Raw genomic sequence first — 18,694 nt, 5'->3', positions numbered from 1 at the left:
TGCATTATGTCAAAGATTCAGAACAAAGACATTCAACAATATGCTGTTCGTTTTCCTTAGCTAGTCGGTGTTACCATAATCCTGGAGGTGAGCTTATGACCTATTCTTACGAAAAACTCGACGTCTACAAACTCAGCATGGCCTTTGCATTTGATGTCTATCAGACAGTCTCTTCGTTCCCTGAATATGAGAAATTTGGCCTATCTTCCCAACTTAGGAGAGCCGTAATATCCGTTCCTTCCAATATTGCTGAAGGCTCAGGGAGACAGCACAAAAAGGAATATGCACAATTCCTCTTTCTCTCCAAAGGCTCTCTCAGAGAGGTCATAACCCAGCTTGAATTGTCAAAGATGCTCGGTTACATAAATCAAGAGACTCATGAAGAACTCCGTGAAACTGCTGATCGACTTCACAGAATGCTCAACAGGCTAATCTCAAGTCTCAAAGTCTCGCCCGACTGAGAAGTGTTCCCAAGCTCTTCGCTCTTGGCTCTTCCCAGCGGGTCCATGCTCTACCCAGCGTTCAGCGCTCAGCGGATCCTTGATCTTCCCAGCGGGTCCATGCTCTACCTAGCGTTCAGCGACAAGCGGATCCTTGATCTTCCCAGCGGGTCCATGCTCTACCCAGCGTTCAGCGATCAGCGGGTCTTTGGTCTTCCAGCGGATCTCTCGTCCATGCCACATACCTCTCCCTCTTCTTCTCGCGGTAGGACTTGACTCCTTCTAGCCGCATGATCGCGGTCCTCTCGCCCAGTCTGCTGAAGATCCTGGCTCCAACGGTTCCATCGAAATCAGTTAAGTTCAGGTTGGAGGTTATTATAGTTCCCGCTCCCTGTTCATACCTGTGGTTTATCAGTTCGAATATCTTGTCTGTGGTCATCTTGTTTTCCGTCTCGTTGCTGAGGTCGTCAATAACGAGAAGGTCAACCCCCGAACACTCCTGTATCTTCTCGGAGATCGTCTTGAAGTCTCCGATCTTCAGAGACGGAGCCGTTATGAAGGCTACCGTATCTCCCATATTCACCGCTTCTATCGCTATGCCCGCCGCGAGGTGAGTCTTTCCGGTTCCGTAGCCTCCCAAAAGGACGAAGTTCGATCCTATCTTCCACGCCCTGTGTCTCACGTACTTCTTCGAGAGGTCGAGCGCCCTTTCAGTCACTTCATCTTCAGCGATGAAGTTGTCCAGTCTTCTCTCCCAAAGTCCCTTGGGAAGAACTTTTATCAGCCTCTCCATGTTCTCCTTTACCCTTCTGAATTCCCTGTATATCGAGCACTCGTACATGAGGTCGCTGTACTGTGGGTCTTCGCTCGCGTAAATGATATATCCCCCGTAAGGGCACTTCTCCGGACCGGAACAGTTCCTCATGCACTCTTCTATCGCCTCGTCTTTGCTATACCGTGTATTTGAGGAGTTCTTCGAGTGTTTTGGGTCTTTCTCTTGCGGGATTCTTGAACTTTTCGATAGGATCTCTAAACGATCCAGAATCGCTCCAATCTTTTCTTCCATTTCTATTCGCTCTCCTTCCGAATGCGCCCCTTAGAAGAGGCTGCATAAGATATTCGAAGCCTATCTCTTCGAGTACTTCGTGTTTCGATCTGTCTATAGCTATGATCGCAGTCTTTATCTGGGAGGGATAGCATTTATTGAGGGCTTCTCTCAGGAGAGGAATCCACTCCCTCTCGAAGGGCCCTATTATCGCCTCCCATGTTTCCATAACGTCTCTCTCGTACCTCGAACAGGAGTCGAGATAGGAGAGATCCTCTTGCTCTCCATCTTCCCTGTCCGGATCATTCTTCTCGAACAGCGGAACAATCAGACAACCTTCCGCCTGCACTTCTTCCGGAGGTCCGCCTTCGCCTTGACGCAATTGTTCATTCCCGTTCGATTTGATTCCGGAAACGGCCATTTCGCCGGGAGGAGTGTCTCCGGAAATGAGCTCTTGCGAATCATTATCCAACTCTGTTTGCACAAGAGAGACTTTCTTTGCGACTTCAGAAATCTCTTCTTTCTCTTCATTCTTAACCCCTTTTTCCGTTGATTGCGAAAGCAAAGCTTTCGTTTCTCCGTAAGGAGAAAGAATGTTTTTTTCTCTTGTTTTGTTTACTTTACTTTTCTTTAGTTTAGTTTTGTTTATATTACTAGCAGGCGTCGGGTAGGCCTCCGGTAGGTCTCCAGTAGGCCTAGAGTAGGTCTCGGGTATGGTCTCATCTCTAATGACGCTGTTCTCTTGTTCATGAACAGACGCTTTCGCAACCGCGCAGGGTGGTGTGTCTTGAGTAGGTCTTGTGTCGGCCTCGGGTAGGTCACGGGTAGGTGTCGGGTGCGCAATTACTGTGTATTTTCCCGGGTTATGTCGGTCACCCGTTTCATACGCCAACAGACCGAATTTACACAGTTTTCTCCTCGCCCTTATGAGCTGGTCCCTGGTGCAGCCGAACACACTCTGAACTATCCCGTTTGGAACTATGAAACTCTCGGGCCATCTCGCGTTGTTCGCATAGTCGAGTATGAAGAAATAAAGAGACGTCTCGAGAGAGTTGAACTTGTGTATCTTGTTCGCTATCCAGAAGTTGTTTATAAGTTCTATGTAATTCATACGAAAACCTCCATAGAAATAGTTGTCAGTCAACGGTTCGCCGTTCTCCGAAAGAGCCAGGTCAATGGCCTAACCGCTCTTTTTCCTCTCGATAAACCGCTTAACTTGGACTGCTAAAGGTTCTTCTGCTATCATCATCATCGGGAGGTGTGATGATGGCTTTCAGATTCAAGGACCTCGAGGTTTGGAAGTTGAGCAAGGACTTCGCAAGGGATATCTACTCAGTTACCTCAACTTTTCCGGAGGAAGAGAGATACGCTTTGGTTTCTCAACTTCGCAGAGCCGCAGTCTCCGTTATGTCTAACATTGCTGAAGGTGCCGGCCGCCAATACAGGAAGGAATTCGTTCATTTCCTGTACCTGGCCAGAGGCTCTCTCAATGAAACAGTTTCTCAGTTGGAACTTTCGTTCGAATTCGGCTATATCGACAAAGAGACTCTTGAAACTATTGAACAGAGTGCCGAACGCATTAACCGCATGCTCTGGAAACTTTCGAAATCACTTGCTCCTTCCACTTCGGAGAACGGTCAACGGTGAACCGTTAACTCTCTTGGGGTAGGTCCAAGGATCTTGGTGAGTAGCCCGGGGGGATTTCACCCCCAGGCTCTCTCAGAACCGGACTTGAACCTCTCGATTCATCCGGCTCCCATTATCCAGCCATATAGAATATCCCCATTGTCCAGTGTACAAAGGAGATGTCATACGACCTCATTTTGTCTGTTAGCACTTCCCTTCCCTCTGTTCACAGTTCCTCCCTTTCGGTTGTCTGCACAGAGTTGGTTGACTAACCTACAAAACTGGATAACACAGTCCCTTCGCTCCACTCCCATTACAGGAGCTTCATCACTACTACGGACTGTTCCGCCCCTGAATCTGGCATCGGTACTTTCACCCTCGTGGGTCTTCCACTTGCGGCTTTTCCCTTAACATCCAGATCCAGGTTCCCAAGTTCCTAATCGAAGCCTGTACCAGGGTCACGCCACCTGTATGCCGGTCACCATCTGGACAGTAAGCAGGTTTCCTCCAGACTTATCCCGGGATAGTTGGTCCTCCCGGTTTTGATGACACTAAAGGTCGTTACGACACGTTCACGGCGGTTCACTTGTATTCGTCTCCTCTGGNNCGTAACGTTCACTACCATGGCTCTTTACCAAAGCAGCTTACGGTGGTTTGAAGCCTCCACCTGCATGGCGGCTTCGAGGGGCCCTCCCTCATCTTCAATTAAGCATGGCTAGAAGTTTCCTTCTTCGCCTTCTTGGCACACACGTACCCGCTACCCCCTATCTGCAACCACGCCGTCAGGCCTTTCGAAATCTCCTCACCGGCTTCAGCTTCTCTTTCTTCTCGTAGGCTTCTTCTGGAAGATAGTCGACCAGCTCCGAAAGGTTCTTGAACGTGATGAATTTGAATGGATCGGGGAGCCCTACGACAGTATCCAGCGCAGCCTCTCTATCCAGAAGCCTTATTTGAGTAGGAGCCTCATCGCTCGCGTATTCATAGCCACTTAGCTCCACCTTTCCTATCCCTTCTCTGTCTATGAATTCATCTGCGAGCTTCTTCATCTTCTTCGCTCCTTCCTGAAAGGCGACTGTCTTCTGAAGGGTCTTCTTCAAAGAATCACTGTCACTTATCGTGAGATCCTCTCCAAGCTTCTCCATGAGAGGACAGAGTGAATGATACAGGCAGTAAGAGCAGTGGTCTCCGGCTTCAGGACTAAAGTCGCTCTGAAGGATCTGGTTTATCCAGGCGTATAGATTGATTCCCGCCTCTTCGAGGTTCTCTTTCGTTATCTCTTTCGAGAAGGAAGCGCCCGCAGAAAGAGAGACCCATTCGATCCTGCCTATGTTATATCCCACTCTCGATAGAGCCCAGGCGTATATAAGAAGCCTCTCCCAGTCGGGATCGCCAAACCCCGCCTTGAAGTGACAGAGGGTAAGTGCCTGGTTGACCGTCCCCGGTCCTCCGTCCTCCGAAAGACCAAGAAAATCAGATTCAAGGCTCTTTTTAGCTTCGTTTTCGGGATGAGAAACGAAGAAGTCCGCTTCATGGTTTTTCGCGAAGGACGGGTCCACGCTCTGGGACGAAGGACGAGGGACGTCTTTCCGCTCTTCCTCATAGAGCGCCTGCGCTACTCCCCTAAACACGACTTCCGGTTCATCGAAGGGTATTGGATTGGAGAATCTGTCCAGAGCGAAGGGGATATTGAGAGCAAGAACCTCTTTGCTCTTGAGGAATTGAACTCCGAACTCTATCTGCTCCATATCCCTCTTGAGATTCTCTCCAAAGAGAAGGGGAGTGGGAGAATTACCGAGATAAGCGTTGAACACCGCCCTCAAGATGAGAGCGTTATGTTTTCTTCCCTCTCCCCGAGCTTCTGGCAGGCCTTCAAAATAACGGAGATAGAACCTGTGAGGACATTCGATGAAGACCTTGATTCGGGAATAGGATAAGGGGAACGGGTGACGGTTCTCCGTCAGCCGTTCTCCGTTCTCCGATTTCTCAGGAGCTAATTGCCTGGAAATGTATGGACAAGAGAAATTCTGTCCTATTCCTGACGCTTCTTCTGCGGGAATTGACGAAGTAATATCACTGTTGCAAAAAGGGTAAACAGAATTAGACCTTTCCCGTTTGAAAGTGGTAGTATTTAGTTGGGTGTTGTTACATTTGTTTCTTGAGAGCGGATCTCCTGCCAGAGGTCCGTTCTCGTTTTTTACTGCCGGATTCATGGCGAATCACCTTCCTTTCATTAGTTCAGTTGCAAGTTCTGAGTTGCAAGTTGCAAGGGAAAATCAGTTGCAAGTGCCAAGTTGTTAGTTGCGTAAGAACCGCTGATCGCTTAAAAGCGATGAACCCGCTGAGCGCTATGAAGAACCGCTTTTCGCTGATCGCTATTCGCTCCGAAAAGCAATTCATACTTCATTGCCCAATATTAAGTGTTTGTTCGCCGACAAGATCAGAACCAGATTCTGACCAGGAGCTTTGTCAGAATGACGCAAATCATGAAAGCTAATAATCCCTGAATGGCCTCATTCTGTCATCCCGTGATGTCTCTGCACGGGATCTTGTTCTTATTGTTGCATTGATCTTCCAAGCGGTGAACGTCTCCTAGCAAGCGACCAGAGCGGATCTTTGGACGATGGACCATTGACGGTGGACCTTTTCTCATAAGTCATACTGTGCCTCCTTCGTTGTTAGTTCTCTCAGAACGTTCTCATATACCCCTATGTCATACCCGAGACTGTAGAGATACATGATATCCTTGTAGCCGGGAAAGCGGGAAGTTCTCGTGAAACAGGGAAAGATCCTCTCCACCGGAACCTCGAGAAAACGGGCAAGCGTATCCGCTTTCTGGAAACAGGGAATTATCCTTCCAAATTCGACCTCGGAGATATACTTCTGGTCCTTCCCGATCACCTCTCCAAGCTCCCTCTGGCTAAGCTGCTTCATGATCCTCTCATCGCGCAGGTTGCCCATAAATCACCTCCTCTCTGCATGGAAGCAGTTCATTCAGAACTCTATTTTCTGAATGCGACGGCTTAGAAGCCTTCGATATACTTCAAATCATCTCTTCATATTCATGTTGATATTACCGGACTGTCTTTAGCTTTGAACCGCAGTAGTATGCTTGAAACTCGCACGGATTTGTTTCCTGTGCAGTCAGGAATTCCAATGTCATTCTACGGGGACAAACCTGAAGTTGAGTTCTTCAAGAAAGAAACCCTTAAACAAAGAGAACAAAAGATAAAAGCAGTTTTTTCAAAACTATCCATATTTTGAAGAACCTCCATAAGCTCCGTAAGTCAATCAAAACAGGTTGTATATATTCTATCTCATTCTCACAAACGCTGTCAATAACTTTTAATGAGCTTTTCAGTATTGATAGACCGGAGCGATTTTCAAATACAGCTTATTATTCATGATTATTGCTGATTAGATCTGATTATTTTCTTTGCTCGATTTCTTTGATTCTATTTCTTGTTCTTTCATCGTCTTTCTTTTTTCTTTTCGTGTCGAACCGCTCTTAGAATTAACGGCCGTCACTCGCGAGAAACCAGCCTTTGCTTCCACATTCCGATTATACATTCCCGTAATTCCAGAGCCAAAGTCAGGTGTTTTTCACCTGAGCTTGGAGATTTTTGACCCGGTGATATATATTCATCTCACGTGGCCACGAATAAAAAAACGGAGGTTGCGGGAACGTGGTAGCGGGTGGGTAAGATCTTTCAAACCCCTAACCCCCTTACCTCTGACCCCGGCCTCTAGAACAAGGAGGAATTTTCATGGGACTTGGCACAACTGTAATGGTAGTAGGTACTGAGAAGTCACTCTCGATCACCTGGGATACCGGTGTCATCGAGGACGACAAACCAGTCCTCTCGAGACAGACTCTCAAGGTCGATTCGGCAATGACTGCGCAGGAGGCTTATGACGCAGCATATAACATCGCGAGCCTCACCGATTACATCATCGCCGATATCAAGCTAGTTGAAACCCAGACCCTCGGACCGATCGATTAAGAGACGTATTGATGTAAGAGGGTAGAGGCTGGAGGTTAGAAATTCAATAGCTTCTTACCTCTGACCGGTGAAACAATGTAACCGTAGGCCGTAGTCCGTTCGCCGATTAGGATCGAAAATGCAATGCCACTGCACTTTACAGCTCTTTCGGAGGACGGATGACGGTCAACGGAGAACCGTTATTCGAAAGGAGGAACTCAAATGAGAAACCTGAGCGTTAGGTGGTACGATTCAACCGCTAAGAAGTCCAAGGGCTTCTACATAAAGGAGCCCAAGGAGAGTCTGACTCAGTCTGAAGTCGAGACAGTGATGGGAAACCTCATAACTCTGAAGGCAATCCCTTCAAGCTATGCGGTAGACTACGCGGCAGTGATCGACACCCAGAAGAATGAGTTGTTTAATCTGATCTGACCACATTAGTTGTTCGTTCCAGAGCGAGGATCTGTTCTTCGTTCTTGGATGCCCGGGCTTACAGCCCGGGTTTCTTCAAAGAACTGATCAGTTTGTTGATCATCATGTTGATCTTTGTGCCGACGGCTTCGATTGATTCAAGACAGCTGTCGTTAATGTAGCCGAGCCTATTGGCTATGGCAAGTTGAGTAAGCGATTCAAGAAGAGAACCTCTCGCGAGGTAGAGGAATTGAATGAACTCCTTTCTATGCTGCCTTCCAGAACCTTCGGCGATATTGGAAGGAATGGATACAGCAGATCTTTGGAGCTGAGAACCGAGACCGTATTTCTCATACTCAGGAAAGTCTCTGGTTAATCTGTAGATCTCCATCACGTAATCCATGCTGAGCTGCCATACATGCAAATCTTTGTAACTTGTAGACACATCATTCACCTCCGAGAGAATTCTAAAAGAATCGGCGTCTTTGATCAACTCCGCTCTGACCAAGAACATGGACGCGTAGCGTCGGAACGAGGAACCTAGGCGCGAAGCGCAGACTATGATCTTTGCTTTAACCAAGAACCTGGACGCGAAGCGTCGGAACGAGGAACCTAGGCGCGAAGCGCAGAGTATGATCTTTGCCCTTAACCAAGAACATGGACGCGTAGCGTCGGAACGAAGAACGTGGGCGCGAAGCGCAGACTATGATCTTTGCTTTAACCAAGAACATGGACGCGAAGCGTCGGAACGAGGAACCTAGGCGCGAAGCGCCAGAACAAATAATCTACAAGGAGGTAATCCATATGAACTGGATAAGAGAGTTAATATCCCTAATCACAATTTTCGCAAGCTATGTAGAATCTCCCGGCAACGGGGCTGAGAAGAAAGAGAAAGTGAAGCAGATGATAAAGGATGCGCTTCCAGATGAAGAGTGGAAGATCGATCCAGAATTCTTCGACTTCATCCTGGATGTCTTGATAGACCTTGTCGTCATGTTCCTGAACAAGGGCCTTTGGAAGACTGCGATGAAGGTGCTGGTGAGGTGATCACAAAGCTTCTACTTCACTTTTTTGGCAATCTCAAACTGAGAAGGAATTCGTCCCAATTGCTAGTTTCAAGGAGCTTGTTGATGCTAACAATTTCTCATGAGCTATATGCTGCCGTATTTACGTTTGCTGGGGTTTCAGATTTGCTGAATTTTGAGCTATAAAGTAAATAGGTTTGTAGGAGCTCCGGCCGTCACAGGTGAGCCGTTCGGTGAATCCAGTGGCACCAGGCAACTCGGCTTGGGTATGGATCCGGAGCCTTTTTTTCCATGGAGGAAAACTGAATGGCACTTGTTCTTCTCTCCGACGAATCCGGAGACAACGGATTGTCATTCTCGAAAGGATCATCTCACTTCAAAGTTGTTTGCAGCATTCTTCTAGATGATAACAAGCTGGATTTGATTTTGAACCGTGTAGCTAACATCTACAAGACTAGCTTTCTATGTGATATCAAGAAATGGTCTCTCCTACATAAGAAAGCAAGAAAACCAAATAATCTGTACTCCTTTCTTGATTCATATGAGCAGCTTTCAGTTGATGAGCTTTGCTTACCAAGTGTGTTGGTAATCGACAAACATCTATACTCCAATCCAGATTCCGTAAACCGTGCAACTGTTGAAGCTTATGAAGTTATTTACAAACGACTGCTCCCATTCATAAGGAGTACATCATATTTGACACATTATAAAGTGCCTCGAGACTTGATATGGTATATAGACGTAGCAAGTAATCGAGATTTCATTAACAATCTGAGAACCAGAGTGCTGAACTATGCAAATGCGAAACAGTGCAACATCGCGGGACCAAATTTCATAATAAAACCAAAATACTTGAAGATTGGATATGAAAAGAAGTTGTCCACTCTCATTTCATTTGTTGATGTTTTGGCAGGAATATCGGCTAAATACATGGAAACATTCTACTTATATTGTCTTCCCAAAGATCCGCTTTGCTCAAATTCGAACTATCCATGCGGGAAAAAAGCCCACTACGGCACGAACCCTGGATTTGACTGCTCTTCTGAACCCAACTGTAAGAACAGTCTGATTGAATGTTGGAAATTGATAAGAAGACTGACCTGTGGTTTTGAAGTGGAAATTTGTGGAAATCCTTATTGGAAGTGGCAGGCATTGTTCTACCTACCAGGACATAGCAGATTCCGGCTGAGCAATGTTTTTGGAGATGACGGATTCTTTCAATAACATCTTTGGAGTTTTTTGCCATGTTTCTGTATCCCAAGTATGGTGCTTGTAGCTAATCTGGTAATTCTTTAGAAATCAATTGTAGCAGCAAATGTGCTTGAAGCAAAAAGCGATGGAGAATGGAAAATTGTTGTCTGATCCTTCTACATAAGTGGTAATAGAACAAATAGGAACGCATCTGTGCTCAGAGAAGAAATTCGTAACACCCACCTCATATTTGCTATCATTGTGTTAGTTATTCAACAGAGGTACATGGATTCCCAAGATTACGAGAAGCGGCAATTTCAATTAAACCTAGATCCAATAATGTCAGTAATTGGACGTGACAAGTCCTTAGGATTAGCCAAAATGAGACTTCGATCGACTTCACAGTTTAGTTAAAGTTTTTTCGATCGAAGTCCACACAATTACATTTATGTTGCTTATAAAACTACGACTGTAAAATTGTACTGATGATATACTCAGTTATTATAGTTATATATACTAAAACCTGCTGAAAACGGGTGAATAACTCCCAGCTACATGAGAATTACCAAGAAAGGGGATATAACATGAATCCACAAGAGAAATTCATTCAGCTTTTGCGCGAACTCTTCCAGTTCGAAAGTGCTGACCTTGAGTTTGGAATCTACCGCATAATGAATCATAAACGCCAGATAATTGAGCAGTGGATCACTGAAGATTTGTCCAAAGCCATTTCAGAAGAATTGAATAGTGGTTCTCTATTTGCGCAACGAAAGGCGCATGAAGAACTAGCTGCCGCCAAAGAAGACGTCCTTAGAACGTTAGGTGAGGATGCCATTAATGCTGAAGGCATTTTGGAAAATCAGTATCATGCTACACCAGTAGGCAGAAAGTATCTTGAAGCGTTTGCAAACGCTACTAATACTAATAGTTCACAAGTTTTAGAGACCACAATATATAATCATCTTTACACATTCTTCAGTCGTTATTGGCAGGATGGGGACTTCATTTCGAAGCGCCGATACTCGAGAAAGGAACGCTACGCCATCCCCTACAATGGTGAGGAGGTCACTCTCTACTGGGCGAACCAGGACCAATACTACGTTAAGACTGGAGAATACTTCACAGATTACAGTTGGAGGGCTCACAACGGTGTAACTATAGATTTCAAGATTCAAGAAGCAGATGTAGAACAGAACAATGTTAAGGGAGAAAAGCGCTTCTTCCTTCCAGTGCCTGACGATACCTTTTGGAACGAGGAAACCTACACTTTAATTATTCCCTTTGAGTATCGACCTTTGAAAAAAGACGAGGTCAGTACATATGGTAATAAGAATCAGCAGAACAAGATTAATGAAGCAACTATTCAGATGATCCCTATACGTTTTGAAAATAATCTCGAAGCTTTGGAGGCTTTGAAGGGCGAGAAATACAGGGATGCGAGTGGAAATTCCATTTCGAACCTAGAACATCACATTAGACAGTACACAGCTCGCAACTCTCGAGACTACTTCATCCACAAGGACCTTCGAGGTTTCCTTCTACGCGAGCTGGATTTCTATCTGAAGAACGAGGTCCTCAATCTCGATGAGTTAGAAGTTGCCGGTGAAGATCTGTCCGAGGGATGGTTTCAAATGATGCGCCTGATTAAACGTATAGGAAGTAAAATTGTGGATTTTCTTGCTCAGATAGAAGACGTTCAGAAAATGCTCTGGGAAAAGCGAAAATTCGTTACAGAGACCCAATACTGCATCTTGGTCGGTGCCATCGGCGAGGACCACTATTATAACATCGCTAAATGCGATGCCCAATGGGACGAATGGAAGCAGCTCTTCTGCATTGATGAGGAGCAGACCAACATATTCACGATTGACAAGAGCAAGGAAGAGAATAGAGTGGCGCTCATGAAGGCGAATCCGACGCTTGTCCTTGATACAAAGTATTTTTCGGAAGACTTCGTAGACACTATATTAGGGAGTGTTGAGGATCTTACTGATCTTCTCGATGGTGTTTTGGTGCATGGTGATAATTTCGCCGCTATATCTTTGCTTTCCGCGACTTATGCTAAGGCGGTAGACTTTGTATACAGCGATCCCCCTTATAATACGGGAAACAACGATTTTGTTTACAAGGATTCCTATCGGCACTCATCTTGGTTAGCAATGATGAATTCTCGACTCACCGCAGTCAAACCCCTCCTGTCTGATAAGGCTGTTCTCTTTTTCAGCATTGATGACGAAGAGGCTGCCCGTCTTGCGCTGCTTCTTAGCCAGCATTTCAGCGATGACAGCTTTCTCGCGTGGATAGCATATGAACGCTCTGGTAGCTCAGGGTTGGGACAGGGAGGGGCAATTGTCAATACGAAAGAACATATCCTGTCTTATTGTATGGACAAAAGCCATCTGAACGACGTGATGTACGAACGCCCGATCGAGATCGACGTTCTACGCCGATACAACAAGAGGCTTGTGAATCAAGGAGAACGCGAGGTTGTGTCCAGCTTCACTGCCCCCTCAACCGGGGAACAAGTCTCAGTGTACAAGCATGACGGAGACATAATTCATACTATTTCTCTTCGTGATTTTGAAAGGCGGCAAGATGAGATACTCGCTGAGTATTCAGAACACTTTGACTCGGTATTCAGGCTGACAAGTATTCAGAGAGAGAATTCCTTTCAACATGAGATTCTGTCACGATGTGGCGATGGCTTATATTCGGCTGACTATCTAGTGTCTCGTGGAAGGTACGCTGGACAACGGATAACCACTTTCTATTACAACCGGCAGATTTTCGTGTGGCTCCGTGATAGTGCCCGCCTCGAAGACAACAAAATCTTGAAGCTAAATAAAATCACTGATCAATGGCCGCACGCAGAAATTCCCAAGGCAGATCTTGCAAACGAGGGTGGTGTGACTCTATCCAGAGGCAAAAAACCTGAACAACTTTTGTCTAGACTAATTCATTGGGGATCGGACAAATCAAGCATTGTTCTCGATTTTTTTCTCGGTTCAGGTACTACAACTGCTGTAGCTGCTAAGCTTGGACGCAAGTATATTGGTATCGATTGTGAAAGCTATTTCCGAGAAAAACCGCTGAGGCGTATGAAGAGAGTGTTGTATGGTGAGCAAAGTGGTATTTCTAAACAATCTGAGTGGAAAGGTGGCGGTGCCTTCAAATACATTCAATTGGAAAGCTATGAGGACGCTCTTAGCAACATTAATTTTGACATCGAAACGGGTCAGCAAGCCCTAAACCTCTTCAAAGACGAGTATCTTCTCCACTACATGCTCAATTGGGAGACACGCAAGAGTGAAACTCTTCTGAATGTAGAGAAGCTGCAGTCTCCTTTTTCATATAAGCTTCGTATATACCGTGACGGAGAGACTCGCGAACAAACAGTTGACTTGCCAGAAACCTTCAATTATCTGATCGGATTGACTGTACAATCTCGGAGAGCGTATTTTGACGAGGAACGGCGCTATCTAGTTTATCGTGGAGTAACTCGTGAAAACCGAAAAATGGTGGTAATCTGGCGTGAAACGCTAGGATGGGTGAAAGGTAACTATGAGCGAGATGCCACGTTTGTCCAAAATCAGAATATGTTAGAGGATGCTGACGAAATCCTGGTCAACAATGATTCCTATATACATGGGGCACGTTCACTTGATCCCATCTTCAAAGAAGCCATGTTCAAGGGAGTGACGGGTTAGATGCCTGATGTGCTGTTCAAGAAGGTAGATTACACACTTAAGAAACTCATTGAGGACTTGAAAATGGGCGAAATTGGCTTGCCAGATATCCAACGCCCATTTGTTTGGCCACGAACAAAAGTCCGTGATCTCTTCGATTCGATGTATAGGGGTTTTCCTATTGGATACCTATTATTCTGGGAAAATGGTTATTCGGATGTACACCGTACCATTGGAGTAGATCAAAAGCAGAAAGTCGCTCGTTTGCTGATCGTGGATGGACAGCAACGTCTCACTTCATTATATGCAGTCATCACGGCAAGTGTAGTAAAAAACAGGGAATTCCACCCAGAACGGATTCGAATCTCATTTAATCCTATTGAAGAAAGATTTGAAGTACTGAATTCCGCAATCGAAAAAGACGCTGAGTGGATTCCCGATGTGAGTGTGATATGGCAACCAGGTGCGAGCAATCGCAGATTCATCGATGATTTTCTGGATAAATTGAAGACACGATGCCAAATCACTCAAGAAGCAGAGGATGAAATTGCTTCTGCGATTGAGCGCCTTGAACAACTCAAGGATTATCCACTTACCGCGCTTGAGATATCGTATTCAGTAAACGAAGATAGCGTTGCGGAGATCTTTGTCCGAATAAACAGCAAGGGCACACCGCTAAATCAGGCAGATTTCATTCTTACCTTAATGTCTGTCTTTTGGGACGAAGGTCGTAAAGAACTGGAGGATTTCTGTTGGCAAGCAAAAAGACCGCCTGTTAGAAACCAAACTTCTCCGTTCAACCATTATCTCCTCCCAAGTCCAGATCAATTACTTAGGGTCAACGTTGCACTGGGGTTTCGTCGCGCACGCCTGGAACATGTATATTCACTTCTGCGGGGCAAAGACCTGCAGACAAACCAGTTTTCTGAAGAGCAAAGGGAAAAGCAGTTTGATATACTTAGAAAAAACCAGATTCTTGTGCTTAACCTCCAGAATTGGCACGAGTTCTTTAAGGTTCTTAGGAGAGCGGGATATACTAGCTCTCAGTTTATCTCATCGCAAATGGCCATTGTTTATACTTATTCTCTTTGGCTTATTGGGAAACGCGACTTTAAGGTCGATCTGTACAAATTGCGAGAGACAATTGCTAGATGGTTTTTCATGGCTTCCTTAACTGGGCGTTATACAGGTTCCTCTGAAAGTCGTATGGAGCAGGATTTAGCACTCCTGCGTAATACAGATAATGCAGAGGATTTTGTGCGTATTCTAGAGGAACAGATTGATGCAGTTCTCACTCAAGATTACTGGGAATTCACCTTGCCTAACGAACTGGAAACTGCTGCAGCACGTAATACTGGACAATTCGCATACTATGCTTCTCTGTGTTTGCTAGATGCTCCGGTTCTTTACTCGAGAATGAGAGTAGTGGACTTGCTTGATCCTTCGGCAAAAGCGAAAAGATCTGCTCTAGAAAGACACCATCTTTTCCCGCGCAGTTATCTTCAAAGACATCAGATAAAAGAAAATCGTTTGATCAATCAGCCAGCGAACTACGCTCTTGTAGAATGGAGCGACAATGTCGAAATCTCGGACAGTGCGCCCGCTAGTTATGTTCCCAAAATCGAAGACAGATTCTCAGCTGATGAGCTTAGAGATATGTGTCGTCTCCATGCTCTTCCGAATAAATGGTATGAAATGGAGTTCCAAGAGTTCTTAGCAGAGAGACGAAAAAGAATGGCCGAAGTGATTCGGCAAGGCTTTATGAAAATTGAGGAGGTATGATCATGCCAAACGGAGTTCAACAATATGTCAGACTGGAAAATCGTCTAATCCTTTTGGCATGGCTAAATAGTGTACTAGGATATGAAAGCAACGCGGCAATGCTTAAGGATTGCGTAGAGGTTCAGGAAGGTTATTATGCTGACGGTCAAAGCTTTTTGTGTCAACATCTGTTGGCTCGAGGAAGAAGGGTGCTTATTCCAGCAGATGATTTAATCCGCTATGATGAGAACATTCGTTGCCACCTTGAGAAGATGAACCGTCACCGTTCAATACCCATCACACTGCGTTATTTCCAGCATCTCGCAGCCTTATATACTGAAATCTTTTTGGACAGATTCTTCAATCATAAGGATCTATTGATAAAAGACCTTAGTGCTTTTGTTGAAGCGCGTAACGCTCAACCAGCGGAGCCACAACTAGACCCCATAGTAAGAGAAGATCTAACTAAACTTGCATATTGGATGGCAACCGGCAGCGGCAAAACACTGCTTATGCACTTGAACTATTACCAATTCTTGCACTATAATCTAGATCCGCTAGACAATATTTTGCTGATTACACCAAATGAAGAGCTTTCTGATCAACACATTGATGAACTATTACTTTCAGGTATTCCTGCCAGACGCTTTGATTTGAATAACAATGGCTTGTTTGATCATCTAGAAGTAGTGCAAGTGCTTGAGATCACAAAACTTGTTGGTGAAAAGAGGGGGTCAGGGGTCAGTGTACCTGTAGAGGCCTTTGAGGGAAAGAACCTAATATTCGTTGACGAAGGCCATAAAGGTACCGGTGGACAAGCCTGGCGCAGCTACCGTGACGCACTTGCTGAGACTGGATTCACATTTGAATATAGTGCGACTTTTGGACAGGCACTCTCAGCCGTAGGAAATGATAGCCTCACCACAGAATATGGTAAAACTATCGTGTTTGATTATTCTTATCGGTACTTCTACGGTGATGGGTTTGGTAAAGACTTTCGAATACTTAACCTGAGAGATGTTAATCATAATAATCAAACAGATATATTGCTACTTGGCAATTTACTTTCGTTCTATGAGCAGTTGCACTTGTACGAAGATCGATATACGGCGCTTCGACCCTACAACCTGGAAAAACCTCTATGGGTTTTTGTTGGACGCACTGTCAAGAATTCGATTTCAAGAGTTACCAAAGGAGAAAGTGAAGTGTCCAGTGACGTGTTGACAGTGGCGCGGTTCCTGCATCGGATCCTTAGTGATTGCAATTGGGTGACAGCAACCATTGACAATATACTAAACGGAAGAACTCAGTTAATGAATCAGAATGGCTTGGACGTCTTTTCAAATCATTTCTCCTACTTGAGAGAGAAAAATCAAAATGGGGTGGCATTGTATAACGACATTCTCCGAAAAGTTTTCCATTCATCACAAAGTGGAAGTCTACACCTGGCAGATATTCGCGGCAGTCAAGGAGAAATCGGATTGAAAGCATCAAATTCAGACCAGTACTTTGGTGTCATTTACATAGGTGACACATCGGCCTTCAAAAATCTGGTGAAAGAACATGCAAATGGAATAACTCTTGAAGAAGATGTTATTGGCGATTCTCTGTTTGAAGATATTAATCAGCCAAATTCTAAGATCCATGTTCTTGTTGGAGCCAAGAAATTCATGGAAGGCTGGAACTCATGGCGCGTTGCCAACATGGGACTTTTGAATATTGGTAGTATGGAAGGTTCTCAGATCATTCAGCTGTTTGGGCGCGGCGTACGACTTAAAGGTGCTCAGATGAGTTTGAAGCGCAGCACAGTATTGGAAGGTCCTCATCCCAAACATATTAACATACTGGAGACTCTTAACATTTTTTCTGTCAAGGCAAACTACATGGCTCAGTTCCGCGAGTATCTTGAACGCGAGGGAGTAGAAACAGAGCCACTCATTGAACTACCACTTTTCACATGGATTAATGAGCCCGCATTAAAAAAGAGCCTTGTTATTCCTCGTGCGCCAAATGGGCGAAGTTTTGCGTCAGAGGAACGGTTTGATTTGGAAGCAGACGAAAACATCATTGTACGTCTAGATATGTCTATTAGGCTACAGGCAATGGCGGGTGCTGGGTATGGTCTGATCCAAGATAATGTACAAGCCGGTCAGGAATTGAGAATACGCGACGTAAACCTAAATTTGGTGAACTGGGAGAGAGTGTATCTTGATCTGCTGGAATACAAATATAGTAAGGAGTGGCATAACCTGACCATCCAACCAAAAACACCTCGAAAATTAATGGAAACTATCAATTATGAATTAATCACTGATGAAGAGGTGGTTAATCCATCTTCCTTCTCTGGAAGAATTTTGCTGCAGCAAGCTATAACCAGCATACTAAAAAAGTATCTTGATGCGTACTATCATCGTCGCCGTGAGAGATGGGAAACTGAAGTTATGGAATACAGGTTGTTGGATAATAATGACCCCAACATTGCCCTCAATGTTGATCAAGTGAGCGAAAACAAAGCTTGCTATATAGTCAGGACTTCAGATGCACAGCTGATTGCAGCTGTCAGTAATCTGTTGAATAATCGCGATCGTCTCTATAAAGAGGAGGATCAAGATCTTCAACGTATTTACTTTTGCGGCAGCCTCTATCTGCCGATCTTGATTGAACAAATAAACAGAAAACTTCAAACCATTCCCCCTGTTCTCAATTCTAGCGAAACACAATTCCTACGAGACCTTAAGACATTCCGTGATGAAGAAGGCAACAATTTCTTGGCCGGAAAGGAGCTGTTCGTACTTCGAAATCTAAGCCGTGGAAAGGGCGTGGGGTTCTTCGAAAACAGCGGGTTTTATCCCGACTTCATCCTATGGCTATTGGCTAATAGCAAACAACGAATCGTTTTTGTTGAACCGCACGGCATGATGCATGCTAAAGCTTATATTCATGATGAGAAGGCACGGCTTTGGGAAAGGCTTGTCAAATTGGCAAATGAGATTTCTAGTAGAAGTGGGCGGAACGATGTATCGCTTGATAGTTACATCATTTCTGCTACAACATATTCTGACCTATACATGACGTATGATAATGGCACCTGGTGTAAAGAAAAGTTCGCAGAGAAACACATTCTCTTTCCTGAGCGAGATCAGAACTATGATTACATGCACTTCCTCTTCGGAAAGTGAAGTGCGATTTGAGTTCATGAATTCAGTATTGTAGCCTATAGGATCGGGGTGCAGGCTGTGCCTAATATTGTGAGTAGTTGGTTTCTTAAGCCTTCAGCATAAATAGAACAAACTGCAATCCTCCAGTCTCTGTTAGCTTTGGTATCGTGTGTGATACTCCATGCAAACTAATTTCTCGCTTCCATTTCAAGGTCGACTGAATTCACAACGATCTCTTACGGCACCTACAGATCTCTTCCATATCCTGAAGTACTTCGCACCTATGTTGAATTTCTTGACAAACTCCATGTATTCCGGCCAGATGGGGGCTCTGTAGAACTCGCTGCGGCCTATGCCTCCGTTTATGACAT

The 18,694-nt window shown here is 44.9% G+C and carries 14 protein-coding genes; 9 read left to right on the top strand and 5 right to left on the bottom strand.

Translation table 11 applies throughout. From position 1 onward, the window contains the following. Positions 1-95 precede the first annotated feature (95 nt). Positions 96-461 carry a four helix bundle protein gene (locus V512_RS14020; protein ID WP_099831065.1) on the top strand — a complete coding sequence of 122 codons (366 nt, stop codon included), beginning with the start codon at positions 96-98 and terminating at the stop codon, positions 459-461. A 169-nt stretch (positions 462-630) separates the two neighbouring features. Here V512_RS14020 and V512_RS14015 read toward each other — a convergent pair whose 3' ends face one another. Next, the gene (locus V512_RS14015) at positions 631-1,365 is read right to left on the bottom strand and encodes an ATP-binding protein (RefSeq protein WP_099831064.1); all 735 of its coding nucleotides are present in this window, start codon (positions 1,363-1,365) and stop codon (positions 631-633) included. 25 nt (positions 1,366-1,390) lie between these two features. Then, complete coding sequence (locus V512_RS14010; RefSeq protein ID WP_099831063.1) at positions 1,391-2,596, bottom strand: hypothetical protein; 1,206 nt, start codon at positions 2,594-2,596, stop codon at positions 1,391-1,393. Between the two features lie 155 nt (positions 2,597-2,751). Between V512_RS14010 and V512_RS14005 the strand changes: the two genes are divergently transcribed. Then, positions 2,752-3,132, top strand: a complete 381-nt coding sequence (locus tag V512_RS14005) for a four helix bundle protein (RefSeq protein WP_099831062.1) — start codon at positions 2,752-2,754, stop codon at positions 3,130-3,132. A gap of 761 nt (positions 3,133-3,893) precedes the next feature. On the opposite strand, the gene V512_RS14000 is transcribed toward V512_RS14005, so the two are convergent. Both V512_RS14000 and V512_RS13995 read right to left on the bottom strand, forming a co-directional pair. Continuing rightward, entirely contained in the window at positions 3,894-5,321 is a 1,428-nt protein-coding gene (locus tag V512_RS14000) for a hypothetical protein (RefSeq protein WP_099831061.1), read from the bottom strand. A gap of 436 nt (positions 5,322-5,757) precedes the next feature. Continuing rightward, a complete protein-coding gene (locus V512_RS13995) occupies positions 5,758-6,069 on the bottom strand; it encodes a helix-turn-helix transcriptional regulator (RefSeq protein WP_099831060.1) in 312 nt (103 codons plus the stop codon). An 806-nt stretch (positions 6,070-6,875) separates the two neighbouring features. Here V512_RS13995 and V512_RS13990 point away from each other — a divergent pair. Next, positions 6,876-7,112 carry a DUF1659 domain-containing protein gene (locus V512_RS13990; RefSeq protein WP_099830178.1) on the top strand — a complete coding sequence of 79 codons (237 nt, stop codon included), beginning with the start codon at positions 6,876-6,878 and terminating at the stop codon, positions 7,110-7,112. A gap of 201 nt (positions 7,113-7,313) precedes the next feature. Then, the gene (locus tag V512_RS13985) at positions 7,314-7,523 is read left to right on the top strand and encodes a DUF2922 family protein (protein WP_099831059.1); all 210 of its coding nucleotides are present in this window, start codon (positions 7,314-7,316) and stop codon (positions 7,521-7,523) included. Positions 7,524-7,581: 58 nt separating this feature from the next. Here V512_RS13985 and V512_RS13980 read toward each other — a convergent pair whose 3' ends face one another. Next, positions 7,582-7,947: a four helix bundle protein gene (locus V512_RS13980; protein WP_099831058.1), complete on the bottom strand. Its 366-nt coding sequence runs from the start codon at positions 7,945-7,947 to the stop codon at positions 7,582-7,584. A 359-nt stretch (positions 7,948-8,306) separates the two neighbouring features. Between V512_RS13980 and V512_RS13970 the strand changes: the two genes are divergently transcribed. The 5 genes from V512_RS13970 to V512_RS13950 all read left to right on the top strand — a co-directional run bounded on the left by V512_RS13970 (position 8,307) and on the right by V512_RS13950 (position 18,344). Next, positions 8,307-8,549 carry a hypothetical protein gene (locus tag V512_RS13970; protein WP_099831056.1) on the top strand — a complete coding sequence of 81 codons (243 nt, stop codon included), beginning with the start codon at positions 8,307-8,309 and terminating at the stop codon, positions 8,547-8,549. A gap of 284 nt (positions 8,550-8,833) precedes the next feature. Next, the gene (locus V512_RS13965) at positions 8,834-9,751 is read left to right on the top strand and encodes a DUF3800 domain-containing protein (protein WP_099831055.1); all 918 of its coding nucleotides are present in this window, start codon (positions 8,834-8,836) and stop codon (positions 9,749-9,751) included. Positions 9,752-10,302: 551 nt separating this feature from the next. After that, positions 10,303-13,425 (top strand): site-specific DNA-methyltransferase, encoded by a 3,123-nt coding sequence (locus tag V512_RS13960; protein WP_114794187.1) that lies wholly within the window; start codon positions 10,303-10,305, stop codon positions 13,423-13,425. Further along, entirely contained in the window at positions 13,426-15,186 is a 1,761-nt protein-coding gene (locus V512_RS13955) for a DUF262 domain-containing protein (protein ID WP_099831054.1), read from the top strand. A gap of 2 nt (positions 15,187-15,188) precedes the next feature. Further along, positions 15,189-18,344 (top strand): DEAD/DEAH box helicase family protein, encoded by a 3,156-nt coding sequence (locus tag V512_RS13950; RefSeq protein WP_207759774.1) that lies wholly within the window; start codon positions 15,189-15,191, stop codon positions 18,342-18,344. Positions 18,345-18,694: the final 350 nt, after the last annotated feature.

It is taken from the genome of Mesotoga sp. Brook.08.105.5.1 (assembly GCF_002752635.1).
GTDB lineage: Bacteria > Thermotogota > Thermotogae > Petrotogales > Kosmotogaceae > Mesotoga.
This window is presented reverse-complemented; position numbering and strand designations above follow the sequence as displayed.

Bases quoted from the DNA above. Each gene is read 5' to 3' on its own strand.
- V512_RS14005 (WP_099831062.1), top strand. From the start codon at position 2,752: ATGGCTTTCAGATTCAAGGACCTCGAGGTTTGGAAGTTGAGCAAGGAC.
- V512_RS13955 (WP_099831054.1), top strand. From the start codon at position 13,426: ATGCCTGATGTGCTGTTCAAGAAGGTAGATTACACACTTAAGAAACTC.
- V512_RS13960 (WP_114794187.1), top strand. From the start codon at position 10,303: ATGAATCCACAAGAGAAATTCATTCAGCTTTTGCGCGAACTCTTCCAG.
- V512_RS14010 (WP_099831063.1), bottom strand. From the start codon at position 2,596: ATGAATTACATAGAACTTATAAACAACTTCTGGATAGCGAACAAGATA.
- V512_RS13995 (WP_099831060.1), bottom strand. From the start codon at position 6,069: ATGGGCAACCTGCGCGATGAGAGGATCATGAAGCAGCTTAGCCAGAGG.
- V512_RS13970 (WP_099831056.1), top strand. From the start codon at position 8,307: ATGAACTGGATAAGAGAGTTAATATCCCTAATCACAATTTTCGCAAGC.
- V512_RS14015 (WP_099831064.1), bottom strand. From the start codon at position 1,365: ATGAGGAACTGTTCCGGTCCGGAGAAGTGCCCTTACGGGGGATATATC.
- V512_RS14000 (WP_099831061.1), bottom strand. From the start codon at position 5,321: ATGAATCCGGCAGTAAAAAACGAGAACGGACCTCTGGCAGGAGATCCG.
- V512_RS14020 (WP_099831065.1), top strand. From the start codon at position 96: ATGACCTATTCTTACGAAAAACTCGACGTCTACAAACTCAGCATGGCC.
- V512_RS13990 (WP_099830178.1), top strand. From the start codon at position 6,876: ATGGGACTTGGCACAACTGTAATGGTAGTAGGTACTGAGAAGTCACTC.
- V512_RS13965 (WP_099831055.1), top strand. From the start codon at position 8,834: ATGGCACTTGTTCTTCTCTCCGACGAATCCGGAGACAACGGATTGTCA.
- V512_RS13950 (WP_207759774.1), top strand. From the start codon at position 15,189: ATGCCAAACGGAGTTCAACAATATGTCAGACTGGAAAATCGTCTAATC.
- V512_RS13985 (WP_099831059.1), top strand. From the start codon at position 7,314: ATGAGAAACCTGAGCGTTAGGTGGTACGATTCAACCGCTAAGAAGTCC.